This window comes from Cupriavidus sp. F041, from assembly GCF_057814235.1.
The window spans coordinates 1,978,757-1,994,972 of record NZ_JBVASY010000002.1; the positions used below are offsets into that span (position 1 = coordinate 1,978,757).

The window sequence follows — 16,216 nt, forward strand, 5'->3', positions numbered from 1 at the left end:
ACACAGCCGGGCTTCAGCGCCATGGCCGGTCGTACGCGCCCTGCGTCACCTGGTCGCCCTCGGCATGCCTGCCGAGTACGCCCTGCCATTCCTGGCGCGCGGTGAATCGCTGTGGATCGGCGCAGGCCGCGTCGATCGCCGCGCGCAGCACGCCGACCACATCGCCCACGTAACGCGGGCTGCGCTGGCGGCCTTCGATCTTGATGGCGGCGATGCCCATGCCGATCAGCGCCGGCAGCAGCGACAGCGCATTGAGGCTGGTCGGCTCCTCGAGCACGTAGCCCCGCTCGCCTTCCACCTCGAATCTCCCTTTGCACAAAGTGGGATAGCCGGCGGGCTCGCCCGGCGCGTAGCTGTCGATCAGGATGCCGGACAGCCGCGCCTGCATGGTTCCCTCACGCTCCTCCCAGCGCACCGCGTGCGCGGGCGAACACACGCCCTTGTTGTTCGGCGAGTCGCCGGTCGCGTAAGAGGACAGCAGGCAGCGGCCTTCGGCCATCACGCACAGGCTGCCGAAGCCAAACACTTCAAGCTCCACGTCGGTCTGGCGCGCGAGCTTGCCGATCTGCGCCAGCGACAGCACGCGCGGCAGCACCACCCGGTGTATGCCGAAACGGGCGCGCATCAGCTCGATGGCGTCGGCATGCGTGGCCGAGCCTTGCACCGACAGATGAAGGCGCAGTTGCGGATGGCGCTCGCGGGCATAGGCCATCAGGCCCGGGTCGGCCATGATGACGGCATCGGCGCCCAGTTCCGCCGCGGCATCGACTGCGCGATGCCAGCAAGCTACCGCGCCCATCTGCGCGAAGGTATTGATGGCGAACAAGACTTCCGCGCCTTGTGCATGGGCCTCGGCCACGCCTGCCTGGATATCGGCCTCGGTGAAGTTCAGCCCGCCGAAGTTGCGCGCATTGGTGGCGTCGCGCAGACCAAGGTAGACGGCGTCTGCGCCCTGTTTCAGCGCCACGCGCAGCGCCGCCAGCGAGCCGGCGGGCGCAACCAGTTGCGGTCGGCGCGTTGCGCCGGATGTGTTGGATGTCATTGGATAGGCTCAACGGGGTTTCGGAGTCCGCATGCGCCACGGTGGCGGCGAACGCCTGTGAGGCACGATCCTAGCCAAGCCCGGGGGCGAACCAGTTGACCAGGCGCAAAAGCGTGGGCTGTGGCGCGCGCATGGAACGGCGGCCCTCCGCCGAGTGGCATAGGCCATTGGTATCGTGCTGTCCGCGGCTTGATCCAGCGCAAGTCCCGGGCCACCTGCCCATGCAAACCTATGCCGGTTTTCCAGCATCGCCCGGCACCTCCGCCGGCGAGCGGGATGTCTTATCGAGGGTGATATGCAAGAGCATTGGCTAAAGCTGATCGGCCGCCGGCTGGTCCCGGTGGTACAGGGCGGCATGGGTATCGGCATCTCCGCGCACCGGCTCGCGGGCGCGGTGGCGAGCCAGAACGGCATGGGCACCATTGCCAGCATCGATCTGCGCCACCATCATCCGGACCTGATGGCGGCCACCGCCAAATCACGCGACAAGGCCAAGACGGAAGCGGCGAACCTGGTGGCCCTGGATCGCGAGATCCAGGGCGCGCGGCGGCTCTCCGGCGGGCGCGGCGCCATCGCGGTCAACGTCATGAAAGCAGTCAGCTCGCATGCCGCACTGGTCCGGCAGGCTTGCGAGAGCGGGGCCGATGCCATCGTGATGGGCGCGGGACTGCCCCTCGACCTGCCCGACCTCACGGCCGGCCACCCGAACATTGCCCTGATCCCGATCCTGTCGGATTCCCGTGGCATCGGCCTGGTGCTGCGCAAGTGGATGAAGAAAAACCGCCTGCCGGACGCGATCGTCGTCGAACATCCGGCGCACGCCGGCGGCCACCTCGGGGCTTCGCGCATCGAGGACCTCGGCGACCAGCGCTTCTCCTTCACCCGTGTGCTGGCCGAATGCCGTGAACTGTTCGCCGGGCTGGGGCTGGCCTGGGACAGCGTACCTCTGATCCTTGCGGGCGGCATCAACACCCACGCCAAGGTCCGTCACTGGCTGGATCAAGGCGCTGCCGCCGTGCAACTGGGCACGGCCTTTGCCGTCACCGAGGAAGGCGATGCGCACCCGGCCTTCAAGGAAGTCCTGGCCAGTGCGCGTCCCGAACAACTGAGTGAATTCACCAGCGTGGCCGGCCTGCCGGCACGCGCCGTGCTGACGCCATGGCTCAAGCGCTACCTGTCGCGTGAAGCCGCGCTGCAGACGCGCGCCAAGGTGCGCGACTGCCTCGAAGGCTTCGACTGCCTGCAGGCCTGCGGCCTGCGCGACGGCGTCGGCCGCGTGGGCCAGTTCTGCATCGACCTCAAGCTGGCCCAGGCCATGCGCGGCGACGTGGAGCGGGGGCTGTTCTTCCGTGGCAAGGGAGCCTTGCCGTTCGGCGAGGCCATCCGTCCGGTGCGCGAACTGATGCACTACCTGCTCACCGGCGAAATGCCCGCGGGCGTCGGCACGCCACGGGGCGCGGCGGCCCCGGCCATTTGACGGCGCCCACCTCATCCGCACTGACCGATTCATCCCGGCCTTGACGCCGGAAATTGCGTCACGCCATGATATTTAAGGAAAGTTAGTCAAGCGCCACCCGGCCCCGCAAGCGATATTGATTTTGCGCAAGTCGCCGCGCCAGCTTGCCGTCAATAATGCGACAAGCCCCTGAAGCGCCGATCCAGACCGAAGACATCCGCCGGGGGCTGGAGCCATATGGTAGATCTCACGCCCCCTTCCCCGCCCGCTTCCACCGTGGAGCAGTCGTTCTCGCCGCTGCCTGGCCAGGCAGCGTTGCCAGGTTTGCGCCACCGATTGTCGACACGCATCGTCTCGCTCTCGCTGGGCGCGCTGCTGATCGTGCTGGCCATGATCTCAGGGACGCTGTGGCTGTCATGGCAACTCGAAGGCGCGGGCGCGGCCATCAACGATGCGGGCAGCCTGCGCATGCGCGCCAATCGCGTCGCCATCGAACTCGCCAGGGCACATGCCGGCGAGCGCCATCAGCTGGACGCCCAGATCAACGGGATGGATGCCACCCTGGCACGCCTGCACCAAGGCGATCCGGCGCGGCCCTTGTTCCTGCCGGACGACCCTGGCATCCGCGCGCAACTGGAGCGGGTCAGCCATGACTGGAACCAGCGCATCAAGCCCAGTGCCCTAGCCGACCTGGGCGTCGCAACCGGCGCAGCGCCTGCCTACCCTGTGGCGCTGGCTTCCTTTGTCGACCAGGTCAATCGCCTGGTCAGCATGATCGAGCAGGAAAACGCCACCAAGACCACCCTGCTGCGGCTGTCGCAGGCCGGACTCGCAGCGATGGCCTGCATGGGTACGGTAGCCGTCATCTACCTGCTCTATATCTGGATCATCCTTCCGGTCATGCGCTTGCAGGACGGCCTGCAGCGCATGGCCGCGCGGGAGTTCTCCCTGCGCCTGCCGGTGGAGACGCGCGACGAGTTCGGCATGCTGGCGGACGGTTTCAACCGGATGGCCGGCGAACTGGAGGGGCTATACCAGGACCTGGAAGCACGCGTGGCGCAGAAGACCGCCGAGCTGGCGCGGCACAACCGCGACCTCGCGGCGCTCTACGACATGGCCGCCTTCCTCAATATGCCAAACGACAGCGAGGCGCTCTGCAGCGGCTTCCTGGAGCGCGTGATGGAGCAGTTCGATGCCGACGGCGGCAGCGTGCGCATGATCGATGCGGACCACGACCAGCTGCACCTGGTGGTGTCGGCCGGCTACTCGGCCGCACTGGAAGAGACCGAGCACTGCATGAAGGTGGACGCCTGTTTTTGTGGCGAGGCGGCCAGCGAATCCGTCGTACTGATTGAAGATCTCAGCAAGGGAGCCGCACTCTCGGCCGGCCGGCCAGCGTCCAATGCGCGCTTCGGCTGCGCGAGGGAAGGATTCCCGGGGCTTGCGGTGTTCCGCATAGAAACGCAGCGCACGGTGCTGGGCACCTTCTCCCTGCACTTCCGCCAGCCGCTGCAGCTGCCTGCCTCGGATATCCGCCTGCTCGAGACCTTCGGCCAGCATCTCGGCGTGGCGCTGGATCATCTGCACCTGTCGGAAACCGCGCGCCAGCTTGCGGTGGTGGAAGAGCGCAACCTGGTGGCGCAGGGCCTGCATGACAGCATTGCCCAGGGACTCAACTACCTGAACCTGCAGGTGCAGTTGCTGGAAGACGCCGTCTCGCGCAGCGATATGGACGAAACCCGCACCATCGTGCCGCTGCTGCGTTGCGGTGTCGAGGAGAGCTATCAGGATGTACGGGAACTGCTGCTCAATTTCCGCAGCAAGCTGGCGCATGGCGAGCTGCGCCAGGCCGTGGAAGACACCGTGGCGCGATTCCGGCGCCAGAGCAGCACGGCGCTAGCCCTGGCGTTCAATGACGCGCAGGGCGGGCCGCCCCTGCAGCCGGAGCAGCAGTTGCAGGTGCTGTTCATCCTGCAGGAGGCCCTATCCAATGTGCGAAAGCATGCGCGTGCCGGTCACGCCAGCGTCATTGTGCGCAACGGGCGCACCTTCAGCATGGTCGTGGAAGACGATGGCGACGGCTTCGACCCCACGGAACCGGCCGCGGACGATCAGGCCCACGTGGGATTGCACATCATGCGCGAGCGGGCGGCCAGGCTATCGGCCAGCCTCCGGATCGTGGCCGCGCGGGGCACGGGCACGCGCGTTGAGCTCGTCCTGCCGCGGTAACTGATGTCACGGCTGCCGGCCGCTCTCTCCCGCCTACTTCATTCAAGTGAATATCATGACCATCCGCATCCTCCTGATAGACGACCACTCCCTGTTTCGCTCTGGCGTGCGCGCCCTGCTCGCGCGCCAGACCGATTTCGAAATCGTCGACGAGGCGGCCGATGGCGTGGAAGGCGTCAAGCGGGCCAAGCAGCACCGGCCCGATGTGATCCTGCTGGACCTGAACATGCCCGGCTTGTCGGGGCTTGAAACCCTGCAACTGCTGGTGGAAGACCTGCCCGACAGTGCGGTGGTGATGCTCACGGTGTCGGAGGAAGCCGAGGAACTGGCGGCCGCCCTGCGCAGCGGCGCCCGGGGCTACCTGCTGAAGAACATTGAAGCGGAAACCCTGACCAGCGCCATCCGCCGGGCGGCGGTGGGCGAGGCGGTGATTTCGCAGGGGATGACGGCAAAGCTTGTCGCGCAATTCCGTGCGCCCACCAACCCTCCCCCGGCGACGGCGGCGGGCTCGACCGACAAGCCCCGCCTCACCTCGCGCGAGCATGAGATCGTACGCGGCCTGACGCGCGGCGAAAGCAATAAGGAAATCGCGCGCGACCTGGGCGTGGCGGAGAGCACCGTGAAGATCCATGTGCAAAATATCCTCAAGAAACTCAATCTGACGAGCCGCGTCCAGATCGCGGTCTACGCGGTCGAGCGCGGCCTGACCGCGCCCGATTGACCCGGCGCACCTGCACCTCAGCCCATGACCGCATCCGTCATCCCCATTGTCGACCTGCGCGACCACCGACGCCGGTCGATGATGCCCACCATCCCGGCGGTGCTCGCGGCGCCGTCCGGACTGGTTGCCGACACCCGCGGCAGGCCGCTGCACGATTTGCGCATCTCGGTCACGGACCGCTGCAACTTCCGCTGCGTCTATTGCATGCCGAAGGAAGTGTTCGGCAAGGACCACCCCTTCCTGCCGCACGCCGAGTTGCTGAGCTTCGAGGAGATCGAGCGTGCCGCCCGCCTGTTCGTTGCGCACGGGGTCGAGAAGATCCGCCTGACCGGCGGCGAGCCGCTGCTGCGCAAGAACATCGAGAAACTGGTGGAACTGCTGGCGCGCATCGAGACGGCCTCGGGCCAGCCGCTTGATCTCACGCTCACCACCAATGGCTCGCTGCTGGCCCGCAAGGCGCGATCGTTGCGCGACGCCGGCCTGTCGCGCGTCAGCGTGAGCCTGGACGCCATCGACGATGCCACCTTCCGCCGCATGAACGATGTCGACTTCGCGGTACGCGACGTGCTGGACGGCATCGAGACCGCCCAGGCTGCCGGCCTGGCGCCGCTCAAGGTCAATATGGTGGTCAAGCGCGGCACCAACGACGCCGAGATCGTGCCGATGGCCGCGCACTTCCGCGGCAGCGGCATCATCGTGCGCTTTATCGAGTTCATGGACGTGGGCGCCAGCAACCGTTGGCAGATGGATGAGGTGCTGCCCTCCGCCGAGGTGGTGCGCCGCATCGATGAAGCCTTCGCACTCGAAGCCATCCCCGCCAGCTACAGCGGCGAGACTGCCGAGCGCTGGCGTTACCGCGACGGCGCCGGCGAGATCGGCGTGATCACCAGCGTGACCCACGCCTTCTGCGGGGACTGCAGCCGTATCCGCCTGTCGACCGAAGGCCGGCTCTACCTGTGCCTGTTCGCCACCGAAGGCTACGACCTGCGCGCGCTGCTGCGCGGCGGCCACAGCGACCTGGAAATCTCCAATGCCATCGCCGGTGTCTGGCAAGCGCGCACCGATCGTTACTCCGAGCTGCGCAGCAACCCCGCAGTGCGGCAGGCACGCGACACACGAAAGATCGAGATGTCTTATATCGGCGGCTGACGCAAGCCGGGCGACGCCATCCGTCAGGCTGGCGATGCGCTTTTTCTTACCGCACCAGCTGCGTATACGGCGTGCCGGAAGGAAATAAAGCGTCGACGCCGGCAGCGTCTCCTGCGGAAGTGCCGCCTATGGCAAATTTCTGCCAGGAGGGAGTGAAGGCGCCTTTGCACGCGTACTGGGGGCGTGCACTGCCTGTCGGCCGCCGGCTCGCGCGCGTGCCCCGTTCCGGCCGGTCGTATCGAGCCCATGCTTGTCGGGCAGGACGCGGCCGCCCAGGCGATTGTCCGCGTTGCCACCGAAGGCGCCGATCCTGACATCCTCGCCCATCCCCCCGACAACATGCTGCGCCCGGGCAGCTCCCGCGGTGGCCGCCAACATGGCAATGGCCACCAGGGGAATCGAACAGATCTTGATCATGCGACTCTTCTTCCATGTAGCACGGCATGCCACTGTACCTGGCTACCGCAGTTTTTGAGCACGGGGGAGCATAGTTCGGCTCGACCACCCCGGTTGTAATCAATTGTTAGCGCCTGTCAGGTGTGAGGGCGAAATGCAACAGTGCGCGCGGCATGAGCGCGAATGGACGGCGGCGGCACCGTTGGTGGCTGTAGTGACAGCGGCAGCAATGGACGAGGCTGCCGGAGGATAGCGGCGCTAACGTCCACCACGCGTCCACCACGCGTCCACGCTGCCGAACGCGCTCATCATGCGGCGCGGTTCATCCACGCCATTCCGGTTCGCCGCCGCCCGGGCGCCGGCCGCCGGGGGACTTACATGCCGGCGGCTTCAAGCTCGCGGCCACGGGTTTCCGGCAGCGTCAGCGCGGCAATGATCAGCACGCCATAGGCCGCCGCGGCGAAGATGCCGATGCTGGCGCCGAGACCATATTGCTTGGACAGCGCGCCGATCAGGAATGGAAAGAGTGCGCCGACAGCCCGGCCGAAGTTGTAGCAAAAGCCCTGGCCGGAGCCACGCACCCGCGTCGGGAACAGTTCGGTCAGGAACGCGCCCATGCCGCTGAAAATACCCGAAGCGAAGAAGCCGAGCGGGAAACCGAGCCAGAACATGGCGCCGTTGCTCAACGGCAGCATCGTGTAGCCAAAGGCAACCGTCATCGAACCCACCGCGAAGAGAATGAAGTTCGGCTTGCGGCCAAGCCTGTCGGTCAGATAGGAACTGACGAGGTAGCCGATCCACGAGCCGAAGATGATCATGGCCAGGTATCCCCCCGTCCCCATCACAGTCAGGTGACGCTCGGTCTTCAGGTACGTCGGCAGCCAGGTCGTGATGGCGTAGTACCCGCCTTGCGCGCCGGTCGCCAGCAGCGCCGCGCGCACCGTCGTCGACAGCAGCTTCGGGCTGAAGATCTCCGTGAAACGGGGGCGATCGCTCGCCTTGCCTTGCGCCGCCTTCTCTTTTTCGTAGACGTCCGGCTCCTTCACGTAGCGGCGGATGACCACCACCAGCAGCGCCGGGAGCAGGCCGATTAGGAACAGCGCACGCCACGCCAGTTCAGCGGGCATGACCGAGAACAGCACGGAGTACAGGATGGCCGTCAGCCCCCAGCCAATCGCCCAGCCCGACTGCACCAGGCCGACGGCCTTGCCGCGATCCTTGGCGCGGATCACCTCGCCGATCAGCACGGCACCGGCGGTCCATTCACCGCCGAAGCCGAAGCCCATCAGCGCCCGCGCGGCCAGCAGCTGCTCGTAGTTCTGCGCCAGACCGCACAGGCCGGTAAAGACCGCGAACCACACCACCGTCAATTGCAGCGTCCGCACCCGGCCGATGCGGTCGGACAGGATACCGGCGGCCCAGCCGCCCAGTGCCGAAGCCAGCAATGTGAGCGTACCGATGAAGCCGGCGTCGGCCAGGCTGATACCCCAGGTAGCGATCAGCGTCGGAATGACGAAGGAGAGCATCTGCGTATCCATGCCGTCGAGCATGTAGCCGACCTTGCAGCTCCAGAAGGCGCGTTTCTCGCGGGGCGATGCATCGCCGTACCAGGAGAACAGGTTACCGCCGGCTTCGACAGACGCCGTTGGTGCAAGGGAGGAAGCCATTGCGGGATTGGCGGCGGCCGCCGCCGCGGGGGTCTTGTTGTCCATGAAACGCTCCTGGGCGCGTGGGGTGAACGGTCTTGCGCGCGGCTGCCGCGGCCGGCGCCCCCCATCGGTGGATGAGCGCAGCCCGCCGCCTCACGCGGATCTTTCGTTGGCGCCGGTGGTCTCCGGCGTCCTGGCTTGTAACGATTGCGGTTTCGGGGGAAATCAAAAAACGACAAAGCGAAAAAGCGAACTGCGTTGCTCCGGCTGGCTAGAACACGGCAAGCGAGGCGTTCCTGATATCGGTCACCAACATGTGGCCGGGCTTGTGCGCGATCGCCAGTGGCAACTTCGCGGCCATGATCGCGGTCTGGGGTGTGACGCCGCAGGCCCAGTAGACCGGCAGCTCCCCCGGCTTGATCGTGACGGGCTCCCCGAACTCAGGCTTCGCCAGGTCTTCTATCCCCAGCTCGGCCGGGTCGCCGATGTGGATCGGCGCGCCATGGACGGCAGGGAAACGGCTGGTGATCTGCACGGCGCGAATCGCCTCGGCGCCGCGCATGGGCCGCATCGATACCACCAGCTCGCCACCGAAAACGCCCGCGCGCCGGTTGGCAACCCTGGTGCGGTACATCGGCACGTTGCGGCCTTCCTCGACATGCCGCAGGGGAATGCCTTCCTGCGCCAGCATGTGCTCGAACGAGAACGAGCAGCCGATGGCGAACACCACGAAGTCGTTTTGCCACAGGTCGGCCAGCGATTCGCTTTCTTCCGCGAGCCGCCCGTCGCGATAGACGTTATAAGCAGGCACATCGTTGCGGATGTCCACCTCGCGCCCGAGTACCGGCACATGCCACTGCCCCGGCTCACCTACGCCCAGCAAGGGACACGGCTTCGGATTGGCCTGGCAGAAGCGCAGGAAATCGCTGGCGTGCGCGGACGGCAGGATGGCCAGGTTGGCCTGGGCGTAGTCGCCGCAATAGCCTGCGGTGGGGCCACGGAACTGGCCACTGCGCACGGACTGGCGAAAGTCGAAAGGCATCAGGTCTTCGGGCATCTGCGCTCTCATGTCGTTATGACGTTGTCGTGTCTGCCTTGAACGATAGAGAGTAAAATTTTTTATCGCCAACGACTTTTTGTTGGCACCCGTGTATAGAATTTCTTAACAACTTTGCGGGTTTTCCCTTACCCGCACTGAGGTGGTGCCAAACCGAGACTGACGCTAACTGCCGGGATACCCAAGGAAATTTGAGCTTTCTGCGGCGATCTACTCCACAGCCTGATGAATACGCGATTCCTCGAAACCTTTGTCACGCTGGCCAAATTGCACAGTTTTCGTGCGACGGCAGCCGCGCTGCACGCGACGCCAGCTGCCATTTCCCAACGGATAAAGGCACTGGAAGATGAGCTGCAAACCGCGCTGGTCGATCGGGAGAGCCGCGAATTTCGATTGACGCCCAACGGCGAGTACCTGCTCGGATACGCGAAGGGAGTGGTTGAGGCCGCACGGCGGTTGCAGGCCGCCGCCTCGGGCGACAGCAAGATCCGCGGGCGCCTGCGCCTGGGCGTGATCGAGACCGTGGTGCACAGCTGGTTGCCGAACTACATGCGACGGCTCGCCGCAGACTACCCGCAACTGGAAGTCGAACTGACCGCCGATGTGAGCGTGGTGCTCCAGCGCAGGCTGATTGCCGACGAGCTTGATCTCATCATTCGCGTCGAAGGCAGTGACGAAAGCAACGTGGTGTGCAATGCACTCGCCAACTATCCCGTGCACTGGGTAGCGCGCGCAGGCTTGCTGTCGCACACGCGCGGCGCGCTCGCCAGGCAGGTGCTGCAGCATCCGATCCTGACGTTCGGCCGGGGGACCGCGCCGCATCGCGCGCTGGAGGACATCGTGGCCAAACTCGCGGGAGCCCACGGTGTGCCGCTTTCGGAGACGCGCATTACCGGGTCGCCGTCGATTGCCGTGATCGTGCAGCTCGTGCGCGACGGTTTCGGCGTGGCCGCTATTCCGCGCCTGTTCGTCGACAAGCTGATCGAGAGCGGCGAAGTCGTGGAGTTACCGCTGCAGCCCGCGCCCCCGTCTATCGTGGTGTCGATGTCGCGGCGTGCCGACGCGCCGCTGTTCGTGCACGGCGCGGCCAACTCGGCACGCGCGGCCTGTGCGGAATACTGCCGCAACAGCAACAGGCGGCTGGTTGAACCGCTGTGACGTCGCATGACTGCCCTATCGCCGCAACTCGGAAACAATCTGTTCGGCAAGGAAATCGCACGGCGGTCGCCTGGATGCTGCGCTTCGCGCGAGGATGACTTCCAGCGCTGCAATCTCCGGAAGCCCCTGAGCCTGGCCAAGCAAGGTGAAGTGAGGCGGAACCGCGCAGCGCGCAAGGGGGGCCACTGCCAGGCCGGCTTCGACCATGCTTAGCAGGCCGAGCAAACTGGGGCTCTCGTACGAGGTCCGATAGGTGATCTTCGCGCGCTCAAGGCTGCGAATAGCATTTTCCCTTGCGACGCTGCCTGGCAGGAACACAGCGATCGGAAGCGGTCTCTCGCGCCATATCCCATCGGCGCTTGGCGCAGCCGCCCAGACCATCGGCTCGTGTCGGATGAACTCGCCGGACAACCCCTTTACGCGTGTTGCGCATACGAGGTCGACCGATCCATCCCTGACCATCGGCGCAAGCGCCACGCTCGGCAGTCCGATGACCTGGATCTCGACCTTAGGGTACGTCGCCGAAAACTTCTTGAGGATCGCGGGCAACAGCGAAGAAGCATAGTCGTCGGGCACGCCGATGACGACCCTGCCCGTCACGTCCGGGCGAACCACCGCCGCCCAAGCCTCGTCGCGCAGGGCAAGCATGCGCCGCGCGAACCCCAACAGGACTTCGCCATCCTGCGTCGGGGCAACGCTTCTGGCTCTTCGCACGAACAGCGGCTTGCCGAGCGCCAGCTCCAGCGCTTTGATCTGCATGCTGACCGCTGACTGGGAGCGATGCACCACCTGCGCCGCACGGCTGAAGCTGCTGGTATCGGCAACAGCCACAAGCATCGTCAGCACGTCGAGGTCAAGCGCTTTCATTAATATCAGAAAATCTGATGCGAACGATCAATTTTACCCGTTTTTCTTAATCATGCGCCAAGGGCATACTCACACACAAGCACGCCAAAGCGTGGGCCGCGTGGGTGTGCGGCGGGTCGCGGCGACGAAAAGCGAATTGAAGATGCCCTCGGTTGCAACCCGACACGCCGCTATCGGAGTCAATGCGGTTAATTAGTTAATTAGCGGATTAACAAACAGGCATCAAGCTATGGACCACCCCCTGCGCGCCAGCCTTTCGCGCGAGTTGCATGCAAGGCCGTTCCTCCGGATTGGCGGCTCGGTGTCACTGGTGCACTTTGCCATCTATGCCGATGACGACACGGCAATTCACCAGACGCTCCTGAGAGCGCTGTGCCGTCTCACTGGACTGGACGCCCCCGTCGACGGCACAAAGCACTATTCAGCGCGGTGGGGAGCGGAAACAGAGTTGAAGTGGGAACGACACACGGAGTTCTCCACCTTCACGTTCGTCGCAAAACGCCATGACACGGACTACTTCTCCGATCTGGCCACGGCGCACGTGCCATCTGAATGGTTCCAGGCGTTTGAAGGCAAGCGGTTTGTCGCGGTCCGAATGGAGCTTGTGTCGGGCGAAGGCGCCAACCGGGCGCGTCGGGACCTGCGGGAGTGGATTGATGGTCCGATTCTTGTCGGCAGCCATGTACTGGGAGGTGGCCAGGTATTCTGCGACTGGACCATCCAGCCGGACGGCTTCTCGCGGTTTCTCGTGATCGACGACGGCTTTCGTGAAGAGCAAGGTGGCCGCCTCCTGCAGCGTCTCTACGAGATCGAGACATACAGAATGATGGCATTGCTGGCATTGCCGGTCGCTCGCGACCTGGGCGGAAGCCTGGACGAACTGCAGCGGGCGCTCGGGCCATTGATGCACAGCATGGATGCGAGTCCCGGACCGCAACATGATGCTGAATTGCTGGTCCGGCTGACCCATCTGGCGGTGCGGATCGAGGCGCTGGCCGAATCCGGTGGGCGCTTCAGTGCATCTCGCGCCTATGAAAAGCTCGTGCTCGCACGGATTCATGAACTCCGGGAAGAGCGCATCGAAGGCGTGCCAACGATCGCCGAATTCATGGAGCGTCGATTTGCCCCAGCAATGGAAACGTGCAAGGCGGTCTGGGCGCGCCACGAACAATTTGCAGGACGTGTCGCAAGAGCTGTCGACCTGCTGCGTACGCGCGTCAACCTAGCGCAAGAGCAGGACACCACTCGCCTGCTGGAGGGAATGGACCAGACGGCCCGCAGCCAACTGGGACTTCAGCACGCAGTCGAGGGCTTATCCGTTGCGGCCATCTCGTATTACGTGCTGTCCCTGACCGGCGCCGGACTCAAAGCCCTCCACGCGGTGCATCTTCCGCTCGATCCCGAACTGCTTGAGGGGATATTGATCATCCCGGTTGTCCTGCTGGTATTGCGCGCTACCAGACGCAGCAAGCGGACCGGACCAAAGCGGAACATGGCCGTCTCCAAGCAAGCCGTTCCGGGCGGAGAGAGGACAGTCTGACGCCAGCTTAAGACGGGCCGCCCTTCCCCTCCCACAGGCTTCGGCTGCCGCTCGTTGTACGAAAGGGGGATTTGTGCGACGCTCCCGGTCTATTTCTACGACCAAAAAATGAAAAAAGCAGGCCGCGTAACATCCTGGAATGCCGACAAGGGCTATGGCTTTATCGATGTACATGCCGACGTGAAGGACATTTTCTTTCACATCACCGCGCTGCAGAACCGTTCAGTCCGGCCAAAGCCTGGCGACCGCGTCATGTTTGAACTGGGCAAGGGCAAGGACGGCCGCATGCAAGCCAGCAACGTCTCGATACTGGGCGCACCGAAACCGCAAAACCAGGCAAGTGTGCTGCCGGTTTTCCTGGCCGCGATCGCCCTGGCGGCGATTTTCGCCGGCGCCCTCGGTGGGTTTCTCCCGCGGCTTGCCGGCGCGATCAGTCTCGTGATGAGTATCGTTGCGTTCCTTGCGTACAAGGCCGATAAGACCCGCGCCAACCGCAAGGAATGGCGCACTCCCGAGGCCCGCCTGCACTTCCTCGCCCTGTGTGGTGGCTGGCCGGGCGCACTTGCCGCACAACATCTGCTGCGCCACAAAAATCGGAAGCAGGAGTTTCAGGCTGCTTTCTGGGGCACCGTGGTCCTGAACATCGGCGCCATGATGCTCTGGAAGACCCTTGTGCCGGCCTGAAACGAAGAAAGGGGTTACGGCCTCAATCTGGCCGTAACCCCCTTCGTCACTACATCGCTTCGTCGCGCGTCAGCGCCAGGACTTGCCCCGGCGCCCTGCTATCAGCCTTCCTTCAGGAACGCCTTCAGATGGTCCGCGCGGCTCGGATGCCGCATCTTCTTCATCGCCTTGCTTTCGATCTGGCGAATCCGCTCGCGGGTCACATCGAACTGCTTGCCGACTTCTTCCAGCGTGTAGTCGGTGGACATGTCGATACCGAAACGCATCCGCAGCACCTTGGCCTCGCGGGGCGTCAGGTCGTCGAGCATTTCCCGCACGGTCGCCCGCAGGCTCGCATGCAGTGCGGCTTCCGCCGGGGACGCGGTATCCGAGTCGGCAATCATGTCGCCCAGGCTCGTATCGCCGTCCTCGCCAACCGGCGTTTCCATGGAGACGGGCTCCTTGGCGATCTTCATGATCGAGCGGACCTTCTCTTCGGGCATCTCCATGCGCTCGGCCAGCGCCGCGGGATCCGCGGCCTTGCCGGTGCGCTGCATGATCTCGCGCGAGATGCGATTGAGCTTGTTGATCGTCTCAATCATATGCACCGGCACCCGGATGGTCCGGGCCTGGTCGGCGATCGCCCGCGTCACTGCCTGGCGGACCCACCACGTTGCATAGGTGGAGAATTTCCAGCCGCGGCGGTACTCGAATTTGTCGACCGCCTTCATCAGGCCAATATTGCCTTCCTGGATCAGGTCCAGGAACTGCATGCCGCGATTCACGTACTTCTTGGCGATCGAGATCACCAGACGCAGGTTGGCTTGCGTCATCTCGTGCTTGGCCTGGCGCATCTGGCGTTCGGCGGTCAGCATCTGGCGGTTCACCAGCTTCAGCTCCGATAGCGGCAACACCGCGCGTGCGTGAATATCAACCAGCTTTTGCTGATGCGATTCGAGGTCCGGCAGGCTGCGGCCGACCGAGTCGCTGTACGAGCGCGATTCGGCTGCAAGCGAGCGGCCCCAGGCAAGATTGGTCTCGTTGCCGGGGAAGCGTTCGATGAACTCTTCCCTGGGCATGCCGCACCGCTCCACCATCAGTTGCAGGATCTGGCGCTCGACGACGCGCACTTCTTCCACCACGGCCTGGACATCGGCGCACAGGCGCTCAATGGTCTTGGCGGTAAAGCGGATCGAGCTCAGCTCTTCGCGGACCGCGAGCTGGGCCATGAGGAATCCTTCCGACTCCACGCCATGTGCGGTGTAGGCCTTGCGCATGGTCTCGAAATGATCGGCCACGCGGGCGAACCGCGTCAGGCAATCGTCCCGCAGCTTGGAAAGCGCGGCGGATTCATTGGCTTGCGCGCTCGCACCTTCGTCGCTGTCGTCGTCGCTGTCGTCATCGGCGGCGACTTCATCGCGGCTGGTGTCGTCGTCAGCTTCGGCGGCCACCTCGGCTTCCCCTTCGATCAGCCCGTCGACCAGTTCATCGATGCGGATTTCATCGCGCTCCACGCGCTGCGAGAGCTCGAGGATCGTCGCAATGGTGGACGGGCAGGCAGCGATGGCGTGAACCATGCGGTTCAGGCCGTCTTCGATGCGCTTGGCGATCTCCACTTCCTGCTTGCGGGTCAGCAAGGTTGCCGAGCTCATTTCCCGCATGTACATCCGCACCGGGTCGGTGGTCCGGCCGAACTCGGAGTCGACGGTCGACAGCGCGACCTCCGCCTCTTCGTCGGCCTGGTCGTCCGAGGCCGCGACCGCGCTATCGCGCAGCAGGAGCGCTTCGGCGTCCGGCGTCTGCTCGTAGATCGTCACGCCCATTTCGGCAAACGTGCTGACGATGCTTTCCATCGCAGCCGTGTCGGTGAAATTGCCCTGCAAATGGTCGCTGATATCCGCGTGCGTCAGGTAGCCGCGTTCCCTGCCCAGCTGGATCAGTGCGCGCAGCTGCTGGCTGCGCTCCGTAGCTTCGGTTGCGGGATCAGCTTGAGCCGTGGACGCCGCACCCCTACCAGCCGGCTTCTTGCCGGCCAATGCTGTTTTCGATTCTGCCAACGTCCGTTGTGCGCCACTCGCCATTAACTGCTGCTCCCTTGCTGAATTACTACTTGATTACTTCTTGACTGTTGCCCATACGAGGGTACACCCATCGCACCTGTGGCTGTCAAAGCCCTCGCAGCATTGCTAGCTGCCGAGAGACGGACATCTGCCGCAATCCGCTGGGACTCCCAGTCCGGCATTGCGTGTCCGATCAAGCCAAAGGGCGATATTCTACATTCGTTGTTGC

At 64.6% G+C, this 16,216-nt stretch carries 12 protein-coding genes; 7 read left to right on the forward strand and 5 right to left on the reverse strand.

Features of this window, described 5'->3' with window-relative positions:
- Nucleotides 1-13: 13 nt before the first annotated feature.
- Nucleotides 14-1,042, reverse strand: a complete 1,029-nt coding sequence (ubiU, locus tag ACZY0R_RS26425) for a ubiquinone anaerobic biosynthesis protein UbiU (protein WP_276290605.1) — start codon at nt 1,040-1,042, stop codon at nt 14-16.
- A 295-nt stretch (nt 1,043-1,337) separates the two neighbouring features.
- On the opposite strand from ubiU, the gene ACZY0R_RS26430 reads away from it, so the two are divergent.
- From ACZY0R_RS26430 to moaA, 4 genes are all read left to right on the forward strand, one after another.
- Nucleotides 1,338-2,519, forward strand: coding sequence for an NAD(P)H-dependent flavin oxidoreductase (locus ACZY0R_RS26430; protein ID WP_488862526.1), 1,182 nt, complete (start codon nt 1,338-1,340; stop codon nt 2,517-2,519).
- A gap of 216 nt (nt 2,520-2,735) precedes the next feature.
- A complete protein-coding gene (locus ACZY0R_RS26435; RefSeq protein WP_488862528.1) occupies nt 2,736-4,727 on the forward strand; it encodes a type IV pili methyl-accepting chemotaxis transducer N-terminal domain-containing protein in 1,992 nt (663 codons plus the stop codon).
- Between the two features lie 55 nt (nt 4,728-4,782).
- Nucleotides 4,783-5,448 (forward strand): response regulator, encoded by a 666-nt coding sequence (locus tag ACZY0R_RS26440; RefSeq protein ID WP_488862530.1) that lies wholly within the window; start codon nt 4,783-4,785, stop codon nt 5,446-5,448.
- 24 nt (nt 5,449-5,472) lie between these two features.
- The gene (gene moaA / locus ACZY0R_RS26445) at nt 5,473-6,597 is read left to right on the forward strand and encodes a GTP 3',8-cyclase MoaA (protein ID WP_488862532.1); all 1,125 of its coding nucleotides are present in this window, start codon (nt 5,473-5,475) and stop codon (nt 6,595-6,597) included.
- A gap of 770 nt (nt 6,598-7,367) precedes the next feature.
- On the opposite strand, the gene ACZY0R_RS26450 is transcribed toward moaA, so the two are convergent.
- Together ACZY0R_RS26450 and ACZY0R_RS26455 are read right to left on the reverse strand one after the other, a co-directional pair.
- A complete protein-coding gene (locus ACZY0R_RS26450; protein ID WP_488866187.1) occupies nt 7,368-8,660 on the reverse strand; it encodes an MFS transporter in 1,293 nt (430 codons plus the stop codon).
- Nucleotides 8,661-8,913: 253 nt separating this feature from the next.
- Nucleotides 8,914-9,687, reverse strand: a complete 774-nt coding sequence (locus ACZY0R_RS26455) for a putative hydro-lyase (RefSeq protein ID WP_488866189.1) — start codon at nt 9,685-9,687, stop codon at nt 8,914-8,916.
- 237 nt (nt 9,688-9,924) lie between these two features.
- On the opposite strand from ACZY0R_RS26455, the gene ACZY0R_RS26460 reads away from it, so the two are divergent.
- The gene (locus ACZY0R_RS26460) at nt 9,925-10,857 is read left to right on the forward strand and encodes a LysR family transcriptional regulator (RefSeq protein ID WP_488862534.1); all 933 of its coding nucleotides are present in this window, start codon (nt 9,925-9,927) and stop codon (nt 10,855-10,857) included.
- A 15-nt stretch (nt 10,858-10,872) separates the two neighbouring features.
- Here the strand turns inward: ACZY0R_RS26460 and ACZY0R_RS26465 are convergent, their stop codons facing one another.
- Nucleotides 10,873-11,724: a LysR substrate-binding domain-containing protein gene (locus ACZY0R_RS26465; protein ID WP_488862536.1), complete on the reverse strand. Its 852-nt coding sequence runs from the start codon at nt 11,722-11,724 to the stop codon at nt 10,873-10,875.
- A 229-nt stretch (nt 11,725-11,953) separates the two neighbouring features.
- Here ACZY0R_RS26465 and ACZY0R_RS26470 point away from each other — a divergent pair, with 229 nt between their 5' ends.
- Together ACZY0R_RS26470 and ACZY0R_RS26475 are read left to right on the forward strand one after the other, a co-directional pair.
- On the forward strand, nt 11,954-13,264 hold the full coding sequence (locus tag ACZY0R_RS26470; RefSeq protein ID WP_488862538.1) for a DUF3422 family protein: 1,311 nt from the start codon (nt 11,954-11,956) through the stop codon (nt 13,262-13,264).
- A gap of 108 nt (nt 13,265-13,372) precedes the next feature.
- Nucleotides 13,373-13,948, forward strand: coding sequence for a DUF1294 domain-containing protein (locus tag ACZY0R_RS26475; RefSeq protein ID WP_488862540.1), 576 nt, complete (start codon nt 13,373-13,375; stop codon nt 13,946-13,948).
- A gap of 101 nt (nt 13,949-14,049) precedes the next feature.
- On the opposite strand, the gene rpoD is transcribed toward ACZY0R_RS26475, so the two are convergent.
- Nucleotides 14,050-16,008, reverse strand: coding sequence for an RNA polymerase sigma factor RpoD (rpoD, locus tag ACZY0R_RS26480; RefSeq protein ID WP_488862542.1), 1,959 nt, complete (start codon nt 16,006-16,008; stop codon nt 14,050-14,052).
- Between the last annotated feature and the right edge of the window lie 208 nt (nt 16,009-16,216).